Genomic DNA, 17183 nt, shown 5'->3' on the forward strand with positions numbered 1-17183 from the left:
GCCCGAGGAGGCGTGAACCTGCGGTTCCACTTAAATGACGTGGCGCTCCGGCCGATAACTCTGTTGGGACGCCGCTTCTGTGGGCCTTCAATAGGCAAATAGACTCCGATCGTGCGCAAGCAAAGGACGATCACCAATTTGATCAGGTTGAGGATCATGCCAATGTTAAGAGCTGCACTTCTCACGTTGGTCTGGGCGGTCGGCCTTAACCAAGCGACGGCTCAGAGCCGACGCGAAGACGTAGCTGTCCAACTTGGTTGGCGGTCTACTGCCGGCAGCGAAGAAGCACTCGCGAGCGACATTGCCGAGCTCTTTCTAGCTCTCTACAACACGGATAATCTTGCCGTCCGCAGCGTAGAGAATCCTGACGGGATATTCGTCGAGCAGCTGATGCGCAAGGAAGGTGTGTTTAGCGGCGCGCACTTTCCGCGGTCCCTGGACAATCTTCTATGCGATCTCAACCCGCATGTATGCTCCCGCGACCGCACGCCGGTGGTGGAAGGACTTTCAGACGTTGCCACGCACGTCGGCGGCTATAGTTTCTCCGAGCCCCGCTGGGCCTTTATGCCCGGCTCGAAGTTCACCTTGCCGGACTACAAATTTGAAAGGTTTACGACCATCAAGAGGATGGCCGTACCAAGCGGCTGGTCGCCGGACGACTACCGGCCCGATGCTGACGTGAGCTGTACGACTTGGGAGATAGAATGCGCCGAACTCGTGCGCAGCCTTAACACTCAGCTTCTCAAGGCGCCGGAGAAAGGCGAAGCAACCGCCGTGCTGCCGGTTTCTGGACTTGAGACGCGCATCCAACTGAAGCCCGATGCGCTGACGAAGTACTCGGAAACAATGGAGAGGCTAGGCTCGCAGCAGGAGAACCAAGGCACCTCAGTCACTGCGCCCGACGTCATTGATTTCAGCGCCACCTGGTCGCAGACTCTCTCGAAGAAATCCGCGACCGACGTCATGCTAAACGCGATCGAAGACAACATCCTCGCTATCGGCAGCGGCAGCACGTTCAGTGTTGAGGACGAACCTCTGTTTGGCGAGCAGGTCGACTTGTTCAAGTTGATCGTGCATCCGTTCCGTAGGGGCGGCGATGTCCACGATATCTACAAGCATCCGGTCAAAGTGCTTGTGCTTGACGAAGAACTCGATCCTTCCCATTGCGACTTTCCGCCGGGCGAAACCAACGGAACCGCCGCCCCGGACGGCGCGTCGTGCACGGAGGTCAATGCGGCTCATCCATTGCACGATCATTCCGCTCACATCTACGGCATGCTCGCCGCGCCGATGAACGGCCGCGGCATAGTCGGACTCAACCCTTCGGCGCAGGTCACCTTCGGGGCAGTGAACACACAGATCGAAGCTGAACAAGATCTCATTGAAGCGAGCAATCACCTGGTAAGCGCGGCTGTGAGGAAGGTGCGGATCGCCAATCTAAGCTGGGGTTTCGACCGCTCCCTCGGCGGGGCTGACTATCTTGAGCAGAGTATACTCGGATTGGATGAGTCCATGTTGATTGTCGCTGCGGCGGGCAACCACAACAGGAGCCTCGGAGACAACAACTGCGGAATATTTCCCGCATGCATGCACGAGTTCGACAACGTCATCACCGTAATCGGTTTGGACCGCAACGAAGCCGAGCCGGCCCTTTGGCGTCGGAATGACGCCCAAGGCTCCAATTGGAGCCCCTCTTTCCATATCGCCGCAATTGCGGATAACGTGCTGAGCACGATCCGAGCCGGCAAGCTCGGCCATCTGTCCGGCACATCGCAGGCAGCGCCGCAGGTGACCGCCGCCGCTTCAATGATCTATTCGGCTGCGGAGCTGATATACGCCGACGCTATCGCGGAGAACGGTGAACGGCTCGCCCCGAGATATGTGAAGGATCGCCTGATCTACACCGCTGATCTCTTCTTGGGCCTTGGGAATAAGGTCCAGTCGGGGCGGCTTAACATCGATCGAGCTATAGAAATTGTGGACACCCAGCTTGAATTGGAACGAGATGGGGTCGTCATCACGGTCAAAGGGCGAGTTGTGCAAATCCCCAACGACGTTATTCTTTGCAACAGACTTGGATCTCCTGAAGACGTAGCCCACAACTGGGATTCGATCCGCCGTTTGTATTACGAGCCGGTCAGGAAGCGCTACGTCATCTTTAAGCATGAAAATGTCAACGATCGATTTAGTACACTCGAGCGAATTGACGGATGCAATCTTACTTCTCGAAGTCATGTCGGAAAACTTGTGAAAGACGATAACGTAGAGTTCGAATTCTTGTTGAGCGAGATTCGTGACTACACGTCTCCGCTACTGGAGTGACAGGGATGCGCTTCGCTGTTCTGATTTTCATCCTGACTGGGCAAGCATTGGCTCAAGTGCCGGAATATTCCATCGAACCCCAACCCGATGGCCGCACGCTGACCATGAACGTTCGACTTGCAGAGGAAGACTTCAACCCTGCCGGACCCGTATGGTGGCTTGAGACGTTCAGCAGGAGCAGCACGAACTATCTGCGCTTCCATATTCGGGCGTTCGGTGCGGACGGAAACGACGACGCAGTCATCTTGGTGGAGGGTGACGGGCAAGAGCTTTCGTACCCGGTGGAGGACATTGGGAATGACGGCCTGTGGACGGGGTTGGTCCCAGGCGGGCAAGCCGTCATTTCACTAGTGGCCGACACCCGCCCTGAAGACCTAGTCATCGAGATCGACGAAATGACTTTCGAGGCACCGACGGGCACACCGTTCTCCACGTGGGGCGAACTTCAGCTCATGCACGTGCATGATCCGGATGTGCCGGACTTCGTGCGGACGCTGATATCACCCGTGGCGAGCCTCTTCTTCCAGCGCGATGGGCTGCCGAGGACATGCACCGGCTTCTTGATTGGGGAGAATACGCTGCTGACTAACGAGCACTGCATCAACAGTGCCGACACCTGTAAGTCGCTGACCGTAGTATTCGGCTACGAGCGCGACGCCAGCGGTCAAGTCCGAATTGGGCAACAATTCAAATGCGCGGCCTTCGACCCTCAACAGTCGAGTTTCGAGCTAGATGCGACCATCCTTCAGCTAAGTGGAACGCCAAGCGCCACTTATGGCCGGGTGGAGGTACCCGATCCAGACGCCAGCATCACAGGGCCACTCACGATTATCCAGCATCCAGGTGGCGAGCCCAAGCAGGTCTCATTCATCGAATGCTCGGTCATGGCAAGTCAGGTCGACGGGCGCGGGCCAGAGACCGATTTCACCCACACCTGTGACACGGCGGGCGGATCGTCCGGATCGCCCGTCTTCAATGCGCAAGGCCGCTTGATCGGGCTCCATCACTATGGCTTCGCCGAGGGACACATCGAAGAATGGGACGAGAATCGAGGGGTTCGGTTCACCCGCATTCGAGAGTGGCTAAAATCGCACTCCGGCGATGGTCCATAGGACAGCCTCATCCTCCTCGACCTCACGCGGGAGAGAGAGGAGAGAGAGAGGAGAGGAGAGAGAGAGAGGAGAGAGAGAGAGGAGAGAGGAGAGAGGAGAGAGGAGAGAGGAGAGAGGAGAGAGGAGAGAGGAGAGAGAGAGAGAGAGAGAGAGAGAGAGAGAGAGAAGCATGCTGAACCGCACAGCTTTTTCGCAGTCTGCGAGCAGCAAGAGCCCCGGCTTTCGCGGGCAACACCATCGATGGATAAGCTTAAAGCCTGTGGGCCGCGCCTTCATCGGCGCTTGCGCGGTCTTCGCGACGGGCGCGACGGCTATAGCGCAGGAGCCAGAACACTGGATTGTCTTCGGGTCGGATGTCGCAGAGGCATCGCAGCGGGAGTTTTAGCGCGCTTCGCAGGACAGTCGAGCTCGCCTGAGTTCAGGGTGATGGAATCCCGAAATGGCCTCAGCATTGCACGAATCGGGCCTGAGGCTACAGGCCTCGTTCAGGGTGTAGTCCATTCCAACTTCCACCGCTGCGGCGGCTACACTGTCCATCCGACGCGCGAATCCGCGCTAATGGAACTTAACAATCCCATCTACCAGCCAGGGTTCGTCCATTCGGAGGGTGTCTTTGCCTCCACCCCTATCGATGAGCAGTTAACGGTTGGTCTCGCTCTTGAGGAGATCAAGCCCTCTCAAATCATCCAAACGATCAGCGATTTGGAAGCGCTAGGGTCTCGGCATTTTCAGTCCGTCGGGGGCGAGCGGGCGGCCGAACTCGTCGCGGAACTCTGGGGAGGCTACGCCCTCGGGCGCGACGACGTAACTGTCGAGCGGATCGATCACGATTGGCCGCAGGACTCCGTAGTTGCAACGATCCGCGGTGAGACGCTCCCGAATGAGATCGTGATCGTCGGAGGTCACCTCGACTCCATCCACAGTCCGGACAACAGCAATGCGCCCGGTGCCGACGACAATGCGTCGGGAATCGGGGTTGTGTCCGAAACACTCAGGGTTCTGATGCAGCTCGGCGTACGGCCGGAGCGGACTCTTCAATTCATGGCGTACGCCGGCGAAGAAGAGGGTCTATTGGGCTCTGGCGCCATAGCGGGCGAATATGCCGGGTCGGGAAAGAAGGTCGTCGGTGTGCTGCAACTGGACATGACCGGTTTCCGGGGTTCCGAACGCGACATGTATCTTGTGACGGACTACGTCAATCCGCACGCGACCGCTTTTCTCAAGGCACTGATATCGGAGTACAACACAACCGGGAGTCACACGATTACCTTCGGTGAGACGGCCTGTGGATATGCCTGCTCCGATCATGCCTCGTGGACCAGGAAAGGGTATCCGGCCGCTTTTCCTTTTGAAGCCGAGTTCTCCGTCCTCAATCCCAAAATTCACACCCCAGAAGACTTGATAGTGAACCTCGACTCGGAAGGGGAGCACCAGGCCCGCTTCGCCAAGTTGTCGGTTGAATTCGCAATTGAGTTGGGAGGCGTCGCTAGTTCGAATTAAACTGACGAGGCGCGCAGGAACATCCATAATGTTCCTGCCACCCCTGTTGACCTTGGCGAGCCCATGTCGTGGCATCGGGCGAAGTCTGATAGCTGGTTTTGACAGGCCATCGCAGGATGTGTTTTCCCACGTGTCAGCCGGTTTGCCCGGTGCCAGCGCAGCCTGTTTCAGCTTGCCATTTATAGGATTGCTGATCCCACGCGCCGTACCAGCCGGAAAACGTGTTCATCACGGCGACTGTCGAGGGCGCTTTCTCGCAGCCGGATCCGAAGGGCCCGAATATCACCCAATCGACGGAGCGGGCACCGCAGATGCGGTTTACACTGTTGCGCCGTGAAGCCCCTCTAGACGGTGAGTTGCTCGGATCGGAGGGAAAATATGGGGAAATGCAAGCCCCGGAACCCACCTGCGCCCGCGGGTGCATGGCCTGGAGTGCGACTTTCGCCGTTCCGCTCACGGACTACGGTCGGCAGGAGCAGCGCTGGACGGTATATGTCGAAGAGGTCGATCGTTTGCGCCCGGCATCCTATGCCGACGAACCGCGCTACGAAACGCGCAGCGACGACTACTTCACCGAGAGTGGACCGCGCTTTACTGCGCGACTGCCGCTTGAGAGCTTGGAAGTCGTTAAGGGATAGGGGACTTGTTAAGCAAGCCTTTCAGTTAGCCGAATCCACTTGAAAGCAATAACGACGTTTAAAGGGCTTACAATGAATGAGGTAAACACCGCTAATCCAGCCAATGGAGCTGAGGGGCTGGTTCAAAGCGCCCTCGCAGCAGTCCAGAATTCGTCTGTCGCGGCAATGGCCAACAAACGATCACCCCAGCAAACAGGCGTATCATAAACCTCTCCGTCTTAGGCCTTTCGCTGCAAAGGCAGGACAGGATCTGTGGCGGGCTGGTTAGCTAGTGCAGGGCCAAGTGGTAGATGCGTCGGCAATCAAGTCTGTCAAAATCAGCGCCAAGCCGATTGATGGGCAAGCTTCTGCTGATAAAGCGCCTTTTCTGGCGCGGATGCGCAGCAAATCGCCGCCGCTCTGTTCGTCGGACCGCCTCTTGCTATGGAAGCTTCTATCTCGGGCTCTGCAACAGGGAAGATCACTATTGAGTTCAAAGACCTTGGTATTCTGGAGTTCACTGTCATAAACGATCGGCTAGCTGTCGATTATAAGAGCGCAACCGAATATTACCTAACTGGCGGTTTTGGCCATAATAACCTTTGAAAGTTTAAAGAGAGTTGGCAGTCATTTCGAGTTCCATGGGCGGCTGGTGTCGATCGGCCGCCCATTGATATCGCTGCCGATCGTATAGCCTCTGGCCTCTTCCTTTTGGACAAGGTTTGAGTGGCACGTTTGGCAAACGCTCTCAGTGTTGTTCAGATCGAAGAACAACCGTTTGTCGCCCTTGTGCGGAATCTTGTGGTTCACATTGGCCACGCGCGGATGGCTGCGTCGTCCCCTGACAACCATCATCGCATCGCTGGCACATGTAGAGGTCACGGAGCAGCGCTTGCTGCCTGATCCCATGCGGGCCACGCCAGCGGTGGTCTTGATAGAGCTTGCGGTATTACTGGCCTCGGGCTGCGCCCGTCGTTCCACGAGATAGTATTTACTTGGCGCTCCACTAATTGCATTCCCAAAAAAAGGGCATACGATAGGCCTCGCGTTAGGACTGAGGGGGCGAAAACACCATGCGCAGGGGGATTTTTGCAATCACAACGGCTGGCACTATTTCAGTTGCCACTGGGTGCGCCAATTTTCGAGAATACCGTACCTCCGTCTCTCCTACGCTTACTGACCTAATAAGTAACGTCGAGTGCGACTTAACAAGCGGAGTAAACCACGTCCGCGCGGACGGGTACGACCAGATCAATCAATGGAATGCTATCATCTCATTCACCTTGCAAGCTGACGTGCAGGATAAGGGAGAACTAGTGTTAGCCGTCGTACCGCCGACTGGGACAGGCCTATTGAGCCTTGGCGCCAACGCGTCCGCGCTGCAGAAAGCCACGAGCAAACGATTTGTGGACTATGCGCTGCCATTTAGATCTCTTCCTAATACCAAATGCGACATCAGTGGTAGAGAATTAAAAGGCACGGTTGGCGCTGGATTGTGGCTGAGGGATGTGATCACGTCATTCTCGGCGACGCAGCAGGACGGAGCCGAGATAGCAACCGACTTTGCACCACCAAAATCGCTAAGCACTACGACCAAATTTTTGATTCAGTATGCCGGAAATGCCGGGCCGACATTCTCTCTCGTACCAATAGGGGATAGCATTGCTAGCGGCTCCGCCAAAGCATCGGAGGAGTGGTCGAAAAGTCATGAAATCACAATCACTATGAGTCCACCGGTCCAAAAGCCGAGCGCTGCCAAGAGGCCGAGCCGTGCCAAGGCTCCGCCGAGAATCTCCAGAAGAGTCTCGCCGGCGGACCTCGAGAATCTTGAGAAGGATCGGACGCAGTTTATATTGCAAGAATTGCTGTCGGAGTAGGCAGTTGGCGCTTCGCATCCTTGTATCCGTGGATAGCGCCACCCGACCACTGATTGCCCGGATTTACATTTGTTCGCGGCCTTGCACCGCGCCGGACGTTTTGGCATAAGTGCCGCTTCTTTACGTCTAAGCAGAAACGCCAGCGTCGCTGGACGATGCCAGCGCCGACGGGCGTTTTGTTTCCCCGCGCTAATCGCTCGCGCGGGGTCGGTCGCCACGAAATTGGGCGCACCGAAACGAAAACGGGCGGCATTTCCGCCACCCGCAATTTTGATCCTGAACCAGTATATCATGCGCGCGCCGAGGTGCTTCGGATCCGCCGCGATCGTCAGCATCGTCTCCGATGCCGCCTTGAACAGCAGGTCGTAGACCAAGGTCTTGTTGTGGAAGGCGACGTCGGCGACCTCGGCTGGCGGCGTGAACACGACATGGAAGTAGCCGACCGGCAGCAGGTCGGCCTCGCGCTCGGCGAGCCATGTCCGCGCGGCCGCGCCCTGACACTTCGGGCAGTGCCGGTTGCGGCAGGAGTTGTAGGCGATGCGCCACTGGCCGCAGTCCTCGCAGGCTTCGACATGACCGCCGAGCGCCGCGGTCCGGCAGTGCTCGACCGCCGACATGACCTTGAGCTCGGTCAGGCTCAGGTGCCCTGCATAGGCGGCCCGGTAGGCGGGCCCTGCTGCGCGGAAGATGTCGGCGACCTCGACCGAGGCGCGCACGGTTCAGCCGTCGGGCGAACTCTCCCCCGGATTGAACAGCCCGAGCTTGTCGAGCGGGCTCGTGACCGTTCTCACCGTCCTGGTCGCGACCTTCGCATAGAGAGCCGTGTTGTTGAGCTTGGCGTGCCCGAGCAGGACCTGGATGATCCGGATGTCGGTGCCGTCCTCCAGCAGGTGGGTGGCGAAGCTGTGGCGCAGTGTGTGCGGCCCGATCCGCTTGGCGATGTCGGCGGCCTGCGCTGCCTCGACGACGATGCGATAGAGCTGCCGCGTGCTGATCGGCTTCATCGCGTGCTGTCCGGGGAACAGCCAGCCGTCGCGGTGCATCACACCCTGCTGCCGCCCGACCTTCCACCACTGACGCAGCAGGGTGAGCAGGTCCTCCGAGAGCATGGCGTTGCGGTACCGCCCGCCTTTGCCGCGCTCGACGCGCAGCAGCATGCGCTCGCTGTCGACGTCGGCGACCTTCAGCATCGACACTTCCGCGACGCGCAGGCCCGCACCATAGGCGACGACAGCTCGGCCTGGTGCTTGAGGCAGGCGGTGGCGTTGAGCAGCCGGGCGACCTCGTCGCGGCTCAGCACGACGGGCAGCTTGCGCGCATGGGCCAAGCGGACAAGTCTCCGTGCCAGGTCCGGGCGGTCGAGCGTGTGGGTGAAGAAGAAGCGCAGCGCCGACCCGATGCTGTTCATCGTCGGCACCGGAACGCCATCCTCCTGCTGCCACACCTGGAACCGACGCAGGTCATCGGCGGTCGCCGTATCCGGTCCTCGGCCGAGGAAGGTCGCGAATCGTCCGACATCGCGGAGGTAGTTGCGCTGCGTCTCTTGGCTGAACCGGCGCAGGGACATGTCATCGATCAGTCGCTGGCGCAGCGGGCTGATTGGTGCATCGAGAACAGGATGGGGCATGGTCAGGCTCCTTGTTGAAGAAGCCAGCAATGGTCTGCTCCAGCCGAACGACGCTCAACGCGAGCGCGACGATCGACCCATAACCCCTAACTCAACCACAGGCGCCCTCCCGCGCAGCGGGTCGTCTAATCGCTCGACCGTCAAGAGGGTGAGTGCAAGGCCGTCGTCACCTTTGCATCTCGGTGCTCTCTAAGGAATCCGAAGCCGCAAACTCATCGAGCTCTGAGTTCCGTAGATCGTCGCCGCGCCCAGCGATAACGGCATTGCTGCTGCAGCGAAGGCGGCTGTAGGGGCCGGACAAGATTTGCTTTCCAAGGCACGCTAAGGTCGAACGAAGCATGAACATCTGATTGTCCCCTGGATAAGGCTACCGCTTGATTGCGATCGATCTCGCGACGACCATAGGCTCGGCCCTTTCATAACGAGGAGCGAACGAATGGGCCGAAGAAGGTTGGTCAATGCGGCAGAGGCAAATGTTCTTTTTGGCCTCCAAGCTGACGAGGATAGTCTGCTCCTACACTACACTCTTGATCCAACCGACAGGTTGGAATGCGAGGTGCGCCGCCGCCCGCATAACAAGTTGGGCTTTGCCATCCAACTTTGCGTCATGCGGCATACCGGGCGTCTCTTGGCGGAAGGCGAGCAGCCGCCAGCGACCATCATCCGCTACTTGGCAGACCAACTCGGCGCAGATCCGCGTGATTACGCCATCTACGCGCGTCGGGTGCAGACACGGTTCGAGCACAGCCGTTTCCTGACCGAACATCTCGGCTTCCACATAGCCTACAGGAACGACCGGCGTGTCGCACTCCTGGCTGCAATCGACGCAGCGGCTCCTGGTGACAAGGGGCATCCGATCGTGACGGCGGTCATATCTGCATTTCGGCAATGCAGCGCGTTACTGCCCTCACAGGCGGCGATCGAGACGATCGGATTGGCCGGTCGCGCCATTGCGCGCCGCCGCGCAGAAATCACACTCCTCGAAGATATCGCCGACGAAAAGCTTGAGGCGCTCGACAATCTGCTCCACGTCGATCCGTCTATTGGTCAAACGCGGCTCCATTGGCTGCGATCGGCGCCAGGCGCGCCCAGCGCTTCGAACTTGATTGGGCTGACCGAACGGATTGTCTTCTTGCACACGCTCGAAATCGATCCTCAATTGCAAGCCCGTATTTCATCTGGGCGCTGGGATCAGATCATTAGGGAAGGTGACGCCACTCCTGCGTGGCTCGCCACAGATTTCGGCGCAAATCGCCGGCGCGCGACGATTGTAGCGCAACATCAAACTCGGTCAGAAACTCACCGACGATGCCATAACGATGTTCATCAAGCTGATGGGCGGCTGTTCTCGCAAGCCAATGGCGACGATGCGATCGAGGCGCTCGATCGTGAAGTTGGCTGGCCTCGGCTGCTTCGGATGAAGCCCGAGCCTGCCGCTATGGTCGAAGACAACGAGGCTTCACCTCTGGCTTTACCCGGCAGACGCTTTACCGGTTCGTCGGGCCGAAAGGCGAATTGAGGGCCGATGGTGAAAAACTGCTCGCCCGTCGCAAGCGCGAAACCTGAAGCATTCAGGGCAAACAGATTCGCAGCTTCTTCGGCCGATCTCGACCCATTCCGGACCTTCCCGAGCGTATTGGTGCTGGATTCAGGTGGCATCTGCACCGTCTATCCCGCGGCCCGCCACAGGCCGGCCGAGGTCCCCGCTTTCGTCGAGATGCTCCTCGTGTACGAGACGCGGAGAGCGTCATCACCATTGGCGTGAAACATCCAGGCTGCTGCACCCAATCAGTCCCGCGTCAGGAAATGGGGCCGGTGTTCGAAGGTGATCTGAAATCCTTTGGCTGTCAGGAACTCCCGCGCACGCGTGGTGTCCCGATTTCCGATCTTGGAGACCCACTCGGAAAACAGCCGCACCGCCCTTCTATTCATGTGCCTGGAGGGGCATACCAGCCAATAACCCGGGAACTCGATGACGTCGAACTTGGTCGAAAGCGGAACCAATGCTCCGCTCGCCAGATCAACGAATGCGATCGACGTGCTATCCAGCGCAACGCCCGCTCCGTCTTTGGCCAGCTGGATCGACATTGATGATCGGTCGAGGCGGTAGGGATAGGTCATGTTCGCGCCCTGGATGCCGTTGCGTGGCAGCCAGTAATCCCACCGGAAATATGCCTTCACGCTGTCGATCAGCCGCGCGTGGCGAAGCTGCTCGCGGGGATCCGAGGAGATCGCCTGCAGTTCGGCCAAGTAGGATGGCGAGCACATCGGAAGGATGAGGTCGTTCACCACGCAGGCAGAATAGAGACCGGCCCACCCGCCGTCGCCGTAGCGGAGATCGAGGTCGATGACCTCGGTCTCGAAGTCGGAAAAATTCGGCGTGGCGTCGACTCGGAGTTCCCATGTTGGATACTCGCTGCTGAATTCCGCCAGCCGCGGCGCCAGCCACTTCTCGCCGAATGAGGGGCTGACGCGGATGCTGAGCTGGAAGCTCTCCCGCTGCCTGACGATCGCGTTGCGCACCTCGCGCAGCGACTCGAAGGCCTGGCTGGCAGTCTGATAGAGCCGCTCGCCGTCGATGGTCAGTGACAGATGACGCTTTTCACGCTGGAAGAGGCGCACGCCGAACTGATGCTCAAGCAAGCGCAGTTGCTGGCTGACAGCCGAAGGTGTCACCTGCAATTCTTGTGCGGCTTTCGCCACGCCGCCGAGGCGCGCAACGGCCTCGAAATGCGCCATGGACTTGAAATTGAGGTCTGACATTGCTCCCGACAGTTAAGTTCAGCTACACAGAATGTTAAGAAACGAGAATTGAGCCGGATGTCAATCGGCCTCATCATCTTGCTGTCTCGGGAGGAGATGCAGGATGGAATTGGCCCGGAGCCTGGGCGGTGCCGGCAATGTGCCAGCGACCGGAGTGGCATTCACCAGGAAGTCTTTGATCGAGGCTTCCAATGTCGAGAAGAGCTACGGTGCGACCCGCGTTCTGCGTGGTGTCAGCTTTCAGGTCCGCGTCGGCGAAATCCACGCGCTGCTGGGCGGTAACGGCGCGGGCAAGAGCACTCTCATTCGCATAATCACCGGTCTTACGTCTCGCGACGCCGGAGATATCCGATTTGCATCGGCAAAGACCGATCGCATTGACCCGATCATAGCCGTGGTTCACCAGGAATTGGCGTTGCTCCCCGAGCTCTCGGTCGCGGAAAATATCGGGATCGTGCATGCAAAGTCGGGCTTTTCGCGCAGCAGCATGCACGCTATGCGGCAGCTCGCGCTGAAGGCGCTGCGCCTCATCGATCCCGCCCTGGCAGAAAAGATCGTCGATGAGCCGGCCGGCCGGCTGTCGCTGCACGAGGGGCAGGTCGTGGAAATTGCGCGCGCGCTCTCGACCGGCGCCGAAGTGCTGCTGCTCGACGAGCCGACCGCCAACCTTACGGCGGCGGATACTGCCAAGCTGTTCGCCGTCTTGAAACGGCTGGCGCATGAGGAAGGCATCGGCATTGTCTTCGTCTCCCACCGGATGAGGGAGATCCGTGAGCTCTGCGACGTCTGCACCATCCTGAGGGACGGGCTCAGCGTGGTGGACGCCGCACCGCTTGCCGGCCTGAGCGATGCCGAGATCGTGCAGCACATGGGACAGCCGGCGCATCGCGCAGCAAACGACCGCAGGCGGTCCGCGGCAGAAGCCATGGGCGGCGCCATGACGCTGGAGGGGCCGGAAGACACCCGCATCGAGGTCAGGCCAGGCATCGTCCTGGGGCTTGCGGGCGCGCCCGCGGGGCCAACCGGTCTGATCGCGCCGCTCGTTGGGGCGGGAAGCGGCGCCGGCTGGCGCATCTCCGGCGAGGGTTTTGGGGGTTGCTTTGCTTCCCCAGCCGAGGCGGTCAGGGCCGGGGTGGGCTTCGTGTCCGGCGATCGCGCCGCCAAGGGCGTCCTCTCACAGCTGCCGATCGTCGACAATGTCGTCGCCGCGCGCCGCGTCCGCGACCGGACCCAACTGGTGTGCGCGGCCGAACGTCAGCAGTGCCTGGACCTGGTGTCGGCGCTCAAGCTGAAGGCCGGGTCGATCTGGGACATGCCGTCCTCGCTCTCAGGGGGCAATCAGCAGAAGGTACTCGTCGCACGGTGGCTGGGGCTTCCGCTGCGCATGGTAGTGCTCGAGGAGCCGACGCGCGGTGTGGACGTTGGCACCAAGCGCGACATCTACGCTCTCATTCGCCAGATGGCTGACGCCGGCACGATCATCGTCTGGTGGTCGACAGAGAACGTCGAACTCATCGAGCTCTGCGACGCGATCTTCGCTTTCGACACCGAAGGGCAGCCCCGGGGATTCCTGCCCGATGACCGTTTCACCGAGGAAGGCCTCGCCGAACTGACGGGGATGGCAGCATGACGGACGCGACCAATCACATTGCGACCACTCAGGAGGGGGGCGGCACCGGGATGCGCGCGCCGGGCATCCTCAAATCCTACCGGACGGAACTGGCGATCGCATGTGCGATCATTGTGCTGATGCTGGCGGTCGGCATGTTCGTGCCCGCCGCCCTCAGCACCGGCAATATGCGCAACATCCTCCAGGCCGCGGCACCGCTCATCATCATGTCGCTCGGCGTCTTTCTTGTCGTCGTCACAGGCGGCATCGACCTTTCGGTCGGCTCCGTGTTCTCGCTGACCGGCATGGTGACGGCGCTCGCCATGGCAAGCGGCGCGGATGCCTTCACGGCGAGCCTCGCCGGGCTTTCGGTCGGCCTCGTCTTAGGCGCCGTCAACGGGTTTCTGGTGACGGTAGTGGGTCTCGCTCCCTTCGTCGTCACGCTGATCATCTATGCCGTGGCCGGCAGCTTGGCCTTTATCGTCACCAACGGCCGCTCGATGCCCATCGGCGCGCCGAACTTCTGGCTGCTGAATTCGGGCGAGATCGTCCCCGGGGTGCCGAACCATCTGCTCTTCTGCGTCGTGCTGATGGTCATGCTGGAATATGTGCTGCGCAAGGTGGTCGTCGGGCGCTGGTTCTATGCGGTAGGCTCGTCCGCCACGGCCGCGCGGCTCCTCGGCATCCCGGTCCAGCGCATCAAGTTCGCCGCCCATGTGGCCTCCAGCCTGCTCGCCTCCTTCGCCGGGCTCCTGACCGTCAGCTACATTCTCAACGCCGAAGCCACGGCAGGTTCCAGCCTGATGCTGCAAGCGATTGCCGCTGTCGTCATCGGCGGAGCCAGCCTGTTCGGCGGGACCGGCAGCCCGATCGGCGCCGTGCTGGGCGCACTGATGATCACCTGCATTCAGAACGGCGTGAACCTCATAGGCGTGAACAGCTTCTGGCAAGGCTCCGTCACAGGCGCCGCAATCCTGCTCGCGGTTCTGATCGACCGCTTCAGCAATAAGAACCGCATCTAGATCATCAACGGGAGGAACCAAGATGAAAGTGAAGACAATCCTGCTTGCAACATTGGCAGCCGCCATCCTGTCCAGCGCCTCATACGCTGAGGACAAGAAGACCGTCGCCTACATCGCCCCATCGCTGGACATCTCCTACTGGCAATGGGTGGGCTACGGCGTGAAGGAAAAGGCCAAGGAACTGGGCATGGACTATGTCGAGTATACGTCGGAGAATTCGCCGGCCAAGCAGATGGACAATGCCAGGACAGCCGTCACCAAAGGTGTCTCGGCCATTGTGATCGGCCCCGTCAGCTCGACGTCGACACCGCCGCTGCTCGACCATCTAGAGAAGCAGAAGGTGCCGATCGCGTTTGCCGGCATCGGTCCGCAGCCGGGCCTCACGAACTATACCTCATCGGTAACCGCCAACAATTACGAGACCGGCAAGGCACAGGGCAAGTTCACCTGCGAGCTGGCCAAGGAGCGCGGTGGCAACAAGGTCGGCATGCTGTCCTTGCCGCAAGATCGGGAGAATGCGCAGAAATATCTGACAGGCGCCAAGGAGGCGTTCGCGGCGGAAGGCTGCGAGCTCGTCCAGATGCTGGAGACGCGCGGCCTCACCATCAACGAAGCCGTCACGCAGGCTAACGACCTTCTGACCGCCAATCCTGACATCAAGGCCATCTACGGCATGTATGACGAGGCCGGCACCGGCGCGGCCAAGGTGCTCGAAACCCGCGGCTTCACCGGCAAGGTCGGCATCACCGTCGCCGACGGCTCCCCGACAACTATCGCGCTGCTCAAGCAGGGTGCGATCCAGGGCATCTTCTTCCAGGAGGCGGTGGGCCAGGGGATCGACGGCACACAGCAGGTCTACAATGCGCTTACCGGCGCTCCCGTAACCCAGAATCTCGCCCTCGTAATGCCGCTCGTCACTGCCGATAAGGTCGACAGCCCCGAGGCGCAGAAGTCATCGCCCGAGTCTTCCCCCCGAGCAACTGACCGCTCGCAAGATGCGCCCGCCGAGCCAGTCCGGCGGGCGCGGCAAGCAACGAGGAGCCTACCGTGGCCGAGCTGCCTTTCATCGACCCGCACCACCATCTCTGGGACCTGGAGACCAACTACTATCCGTGGCTGACGGACGGCGTGAAGCCCGCGGCGTTCGGCGACTACAGCGCCATCCGCAAGAGCTATCTGTTCGAGGACTATCTTGAGGACGCCAAAAATCAGAACCTCGTGAAATCGGTGCATCTCGACGTCGGGTTCGATCCCAAGGACCCGGTTGGCGAGACAAAATGGCTGCAGAGCATCGCGGATAAGCGCGGCTTTCCGCACGGCATCGTCGGCTATGCCGACCTTTCGAGACCCGATGTCGGGGAGATTCTCGACCGCCATATGCAGTACCCGAATTTTCGCGGCATCCGCCAGTCGATGAATTTCCACGCCGATCCGGCGAAGACCTATCTGCCGCGGCCGGAGGTGAGCCGCACGCCCGAATGGAGGCGGGGGTTCGAGGAACTGGCGAAGCGCGACCTCAGCTTCGACCTGCAGCTCTATTACCCGCAGATGCCGGAATTCCTCGACCTCGCCCGCGACTTTCCTGACGTCCAGATCATCCTCAACGACACCGGCATGCAGGTCGACAGACCTGAGCATTTCGAGGCCTGGAAGCGCAACATGCACCTGCTCGCGCAGGCGCCGAACGTCGCCTGCAAGATCTCGGGCCTCGGTATGGGCAACTGGACATGGACGACCGAATCCATCCGCCCCTATGTCGAGAAGGCAATCGTTGCCTTCGGCGTCGATCGCTGCATGTTCGCGACCAATTTCCCGGTCGACAAGCTCTTTTCCAGCTTCGAAGCGGTCCTGAACGCATTCAAGGAAATAACCAGGAACTATCCGCACAGCGAGAGGCTGGCGCTGTTCCACGACAACGCCGCGCGCTTCTACCGACTGTAGGAAATCCAACACAGAGAACGAAGATACGAGGAAACGTTATGTTGCTTGAAGGAAGGACGGCGGTCATCTCTGGAGGCGCCAGCCCGCGCGGTATCGGCCGCTCGACGGCCGCACTGATGGCCCGGCACGGCGCGCGCGTCGCCATCGTGGATCTCGATGCCGGTCAGGCGGCGGAAGCGGCCGCGTCGCTCGGGCCGGACCACGTCGGCATCGCATGCGACGTCACGGATATCGATGCCTGCCGCAGCGCTGCCGCCCAAGTGGTCGAGGCGTTCGGGAAGGTAGATATCCTCTGCAACAACGCCGGCATCACGCAGCCCGTGAAGACTCTGGAGATCGGCCCGACGGACTGGGACCGCATACTCGACGTCAATCTGCGCGGTGTCCTCTATCTCAGCCAGGCCTTTATCCCGCACATGCGCGAGCGCGGCGGCTCGATCATATGCATGTCCTCCGTCTCCGCCCAGCGCGGCGGCGGCATCTTCGGCGGCCCGCATTATTCCGCGGCGAAGGCGGGCGTGCTCGGCCTTGCTAAGGCGATGGCGCGCGAGTTCGGTCCCGACGGCATCCGCGTCAACTGCGTAACGCCCGGCCTCATCCAGACCGACATCACCGGCGGCAAGCTGACCGACGAGATGCGCGCCGAGATCACCGGGGGAATCCCGCTCGGCAGGCTGGGCGAGGCGAGGGACGTCGCAGGGGCCTATCTGTTCCTTGCTTCTGACCTGTCGGCCTACATCACCGGCGCGGTCATCGACGTCAATGGCGGGATGCTGATCCATGGCTGAGGTCG

11 protein-coding genes and 4 pseudogenes are annotated in these 17183 nt (G+C 60.3%); 11 read left to right on the forward strand and 4 right to left on the reverse strand.

Annotated elements, in window-relative coordinates; translation table 11 throughout:
- Positions 1–111: 111 nt before the first annotated feature.
- The 5 genes from ACWUKX_RS16785 (at position 112) to ACWUKX_RS16805 (ending at position 5572) form a co-directional block, all read left to right on the forward strand.
- The gene (locus ACWUKX_RS16785; RefSeq protein ID WP_456007991.1) at positions 112–2322 is read left to right on the forward strand and encodes a S8 family peptidase; all 2211 of its coding nucleotides are present in this window, start codon (positions 112–114) and stop codon (positions 2320–2322) included.
- A 5-nt stretch (positions 2323–2327) separates the two neighbouring features.
- Positions 2328–3434, forward strand: a complete 1107-nt coding sequence (locus tag ACWUKX_RS16790) for a trypsin-like serine peptidase (protein ID WP_456007992.1) — start codon at positions 2328–2330, stop codon at positions 3432–3434.
- A complete protein-coding gene (locus ACWUKX_RS16795) occupies positions 3424–3819 on the forward strand; it encodes a hypothetical protein (RefSeq protein ID WP_456007993.1) in 396 nt (131 codons plus the stop codon). Before ACWUKX_RS16790 ends, ACWUKX_RS16795 begins: the two co-directional genes overlap by 11 nt.
- 173 nt (positions 3820–3992) lie before the next feature.
- On the forward strand, positions 3993–4934 hold the full coding sequence (locus ACWUKX_RS16800; protein ID WP_456007994.1) for a M28 family peptidase: 942 nt from the start codon (positions 3993–3995) through the stop codon (positions 4932–4934).
- 221 nt (positions 4935–5155) lie between these two features.
- Entirely contained in the window at positions 5156–5572 is a 417-nt protein-coding gene (locus tag ACWUKX_RS16805; protein ID WP_456007995.1) for a hypothetical protein, read from the forward strand.
- A gap of 606 nt (positions 5573–6178) precedes the next feature.
- On the opposite strand, the gene ACWUKX_RS16810 is transcribed toward ACWUKX_RS16805, so the two are convergent.
- The 3 genes and pseudogenes from ACWUKX_RS16810 to ACWUKX_RS16820 form a co-directional block, all read right to left on the reverse strand.
- On the reverse strand, positions 6179–6460 hold the full coding sequence (locus ACWUKX_RS16810) for a hypothetical protein (protein WP_456007996.1): 282 nt from the start codon (positions 6458–6460) through the stop codon (positions 6179–6181).
- A 1258-nt stretch (positions 6461–7718) separates the two neighbouring features.
- Positions 7719–8144, reverse strand: a pseudogene (locus tag ACWUKX_RS16815) (IS91 family transposase); the annotation flags it as partial.
- 3 nt (positions 8145–8147) lie between these two features.
- Positions 8148–9055: pseudogene (locus ACWUKX_RS16820) on the reverse strand (tyrosine-type recombinase/integrase).
- A 436-nt stretch (positions 9056–9491) separates the two neighbouring features.
- Here ACWUKX_RS16820 and ACWUKX_RS16825 point away from each other — a divergent pair.
- A pseudogene (locus ACWUKX_RS16825) lies at positions 9492–10544 on the forward strand (DUF4158 domain-containing protein); the annotation flags it as partial.
- Positions 10545–10843: 299 nt separating this feature from the next.
- Here the strand turns inward: ACWUKX_RS16825 and ACWUKX_RS16830 are convergent.
- Positions 10844–11818, reverse strand: a complete 975-nt coding sequence (locus ACWUKX_RS16830) for a LysR substrate-binding domain-containing protein (RefSeq protein ID WP_456007997.1) — start codon at positions 11816–11818, stop codon at positions 10844–10846.
- 103 nt (positions 11819–11921) lie between these two features.
- On the opposite strand from ACWUKX_RS16830, the gene ACWUKX_RS16835 reads away from it, so the two are divergent.
- The 5 genes and pseudogenes from ACWUKX_RS16835 (at position 11922) to ACWUKX_RS16855 (ending at position 17178) form a co-directional block, all read left to right on the forward strand.
- The gene (locus tag ACWUKX_RS16835) at positions 11922–13448 is read left to right on the forward strand and encodes a sugar ABC transporter ATP-binding protein (protein ID WP_456007998.1); all 1527 of its coding nucleotides are present in this window, start codon (positions 11922–11924) and stop codon (positions 13446–13448) included.
- The gene (locus ACWUKX_RS16840) at positions 13445–14449 is read left to right on the forward strand and encodes an ABC transporter permease (protein WP_456007999.1); all 1005 of its coding nucleotides are present in this window, start codon (positions 13445–13447) and stop codon (positions 14447–14449) included. The genes ACWUKX_RS16835 and ACWUKX_RS16840 overlap by 4 nt, the downstream gene beginning before the upstream one ends.
- 22 nt (positions 14450–14471) lie before the next feature.
- Positions 14472–15433 (forward strand): annotated as a pseudogene (locus ACWUKX_RS16845) (substrate-binding domain-containing protein).
- A 63-nt stretch (positions 15434–15496) separates the two neighbouring features.
- Positions 15497–16390 (forward strand): amidohydrolase family protein, encoded by an 894-nt coding sequence (locus tag ACWUKX_RS16850; RefSeq protein ID WP_456008000.1) that lies wholly within the window; start codon positions 15497–15499, stop codon positions 16388–16390.
- 38 nt (positions 16391–16428) lie between these two features.
- Positions 16429–17178 carry an SDR family NAD(P)-dependent oxidoreductase gene (locus ACWUKX_RS16855; RefSeq protein WP_456008001.1) on the forward strand — a complete coding sequence of 250 codons (750 nt, stop codon included), beginning with the start codon at positions 16429–16431 and terminating at the stop codon, positions 17176–17178.
- Positions 17179–17183: the final 5 nt, after the last annotated feature.

This window comes from Mesorhizobium sp. f-mel (assembly GCF_053850215.1).

Coding starts and splice junctions, on each gene's coding strand:
- ACWUKX_RS16855 (WP_456008001.1), top strand. CDS start 16,429: ATGTTGCTTGAAGGAAGGACGGCGGTCATCTCTGGAGGCGCCAGCCCG.
- ACWUKX_RS16835 (WP_456007998.1), top strand. CDS start 11,922: ATGGAATTGGCCCGGAGCCTGGGCGGTGCCGGCAATGTGCCAGCGACC.
- ACWUKX_RS16840 (WP_456007999.1), top strand. CDS start 13,445: ATGACGGACGCGACCAATCACATTGCGACCACTCAGGAGGGGGGCGGC.
- ACWUKX_RS16830 (WP_456007997.1), bottom strand. CDS start 11,818: ATGTCAGACCTCAATTTCAAGTCCATGGCGCATTTCGAGGCCGTTGCG.
- ACWUKX_RS16810 (WP_456007996.1), bottom strand. CDS start 6,460: ATGGGATCAGGCAGCAAGCGCTGCTCCGTGACCTCTACATGTGCCAGC.
- ACWUKX_RS16795 (WP_456007993.1), top strand. CDS start 3,424: ATGGTCCATAGGACAGCCTCATCCTCCTCGACCTCACGCGGGAGAGAG.
- ACWUKX_RS16790 (WP_456007992.1), top strand. CDS start 2,328: ATGCGCTTCGCTGTTCTGATTTTCATCCTGACTGGGCAAGCATTGGCT.
- ACWUKX_RS16800 (WP_456007994.1), top strand. CDS start 3,993: ATGGAACTTAACAATCCCATCTACCAGCCAGGGTTCGTCCATTCGGAG.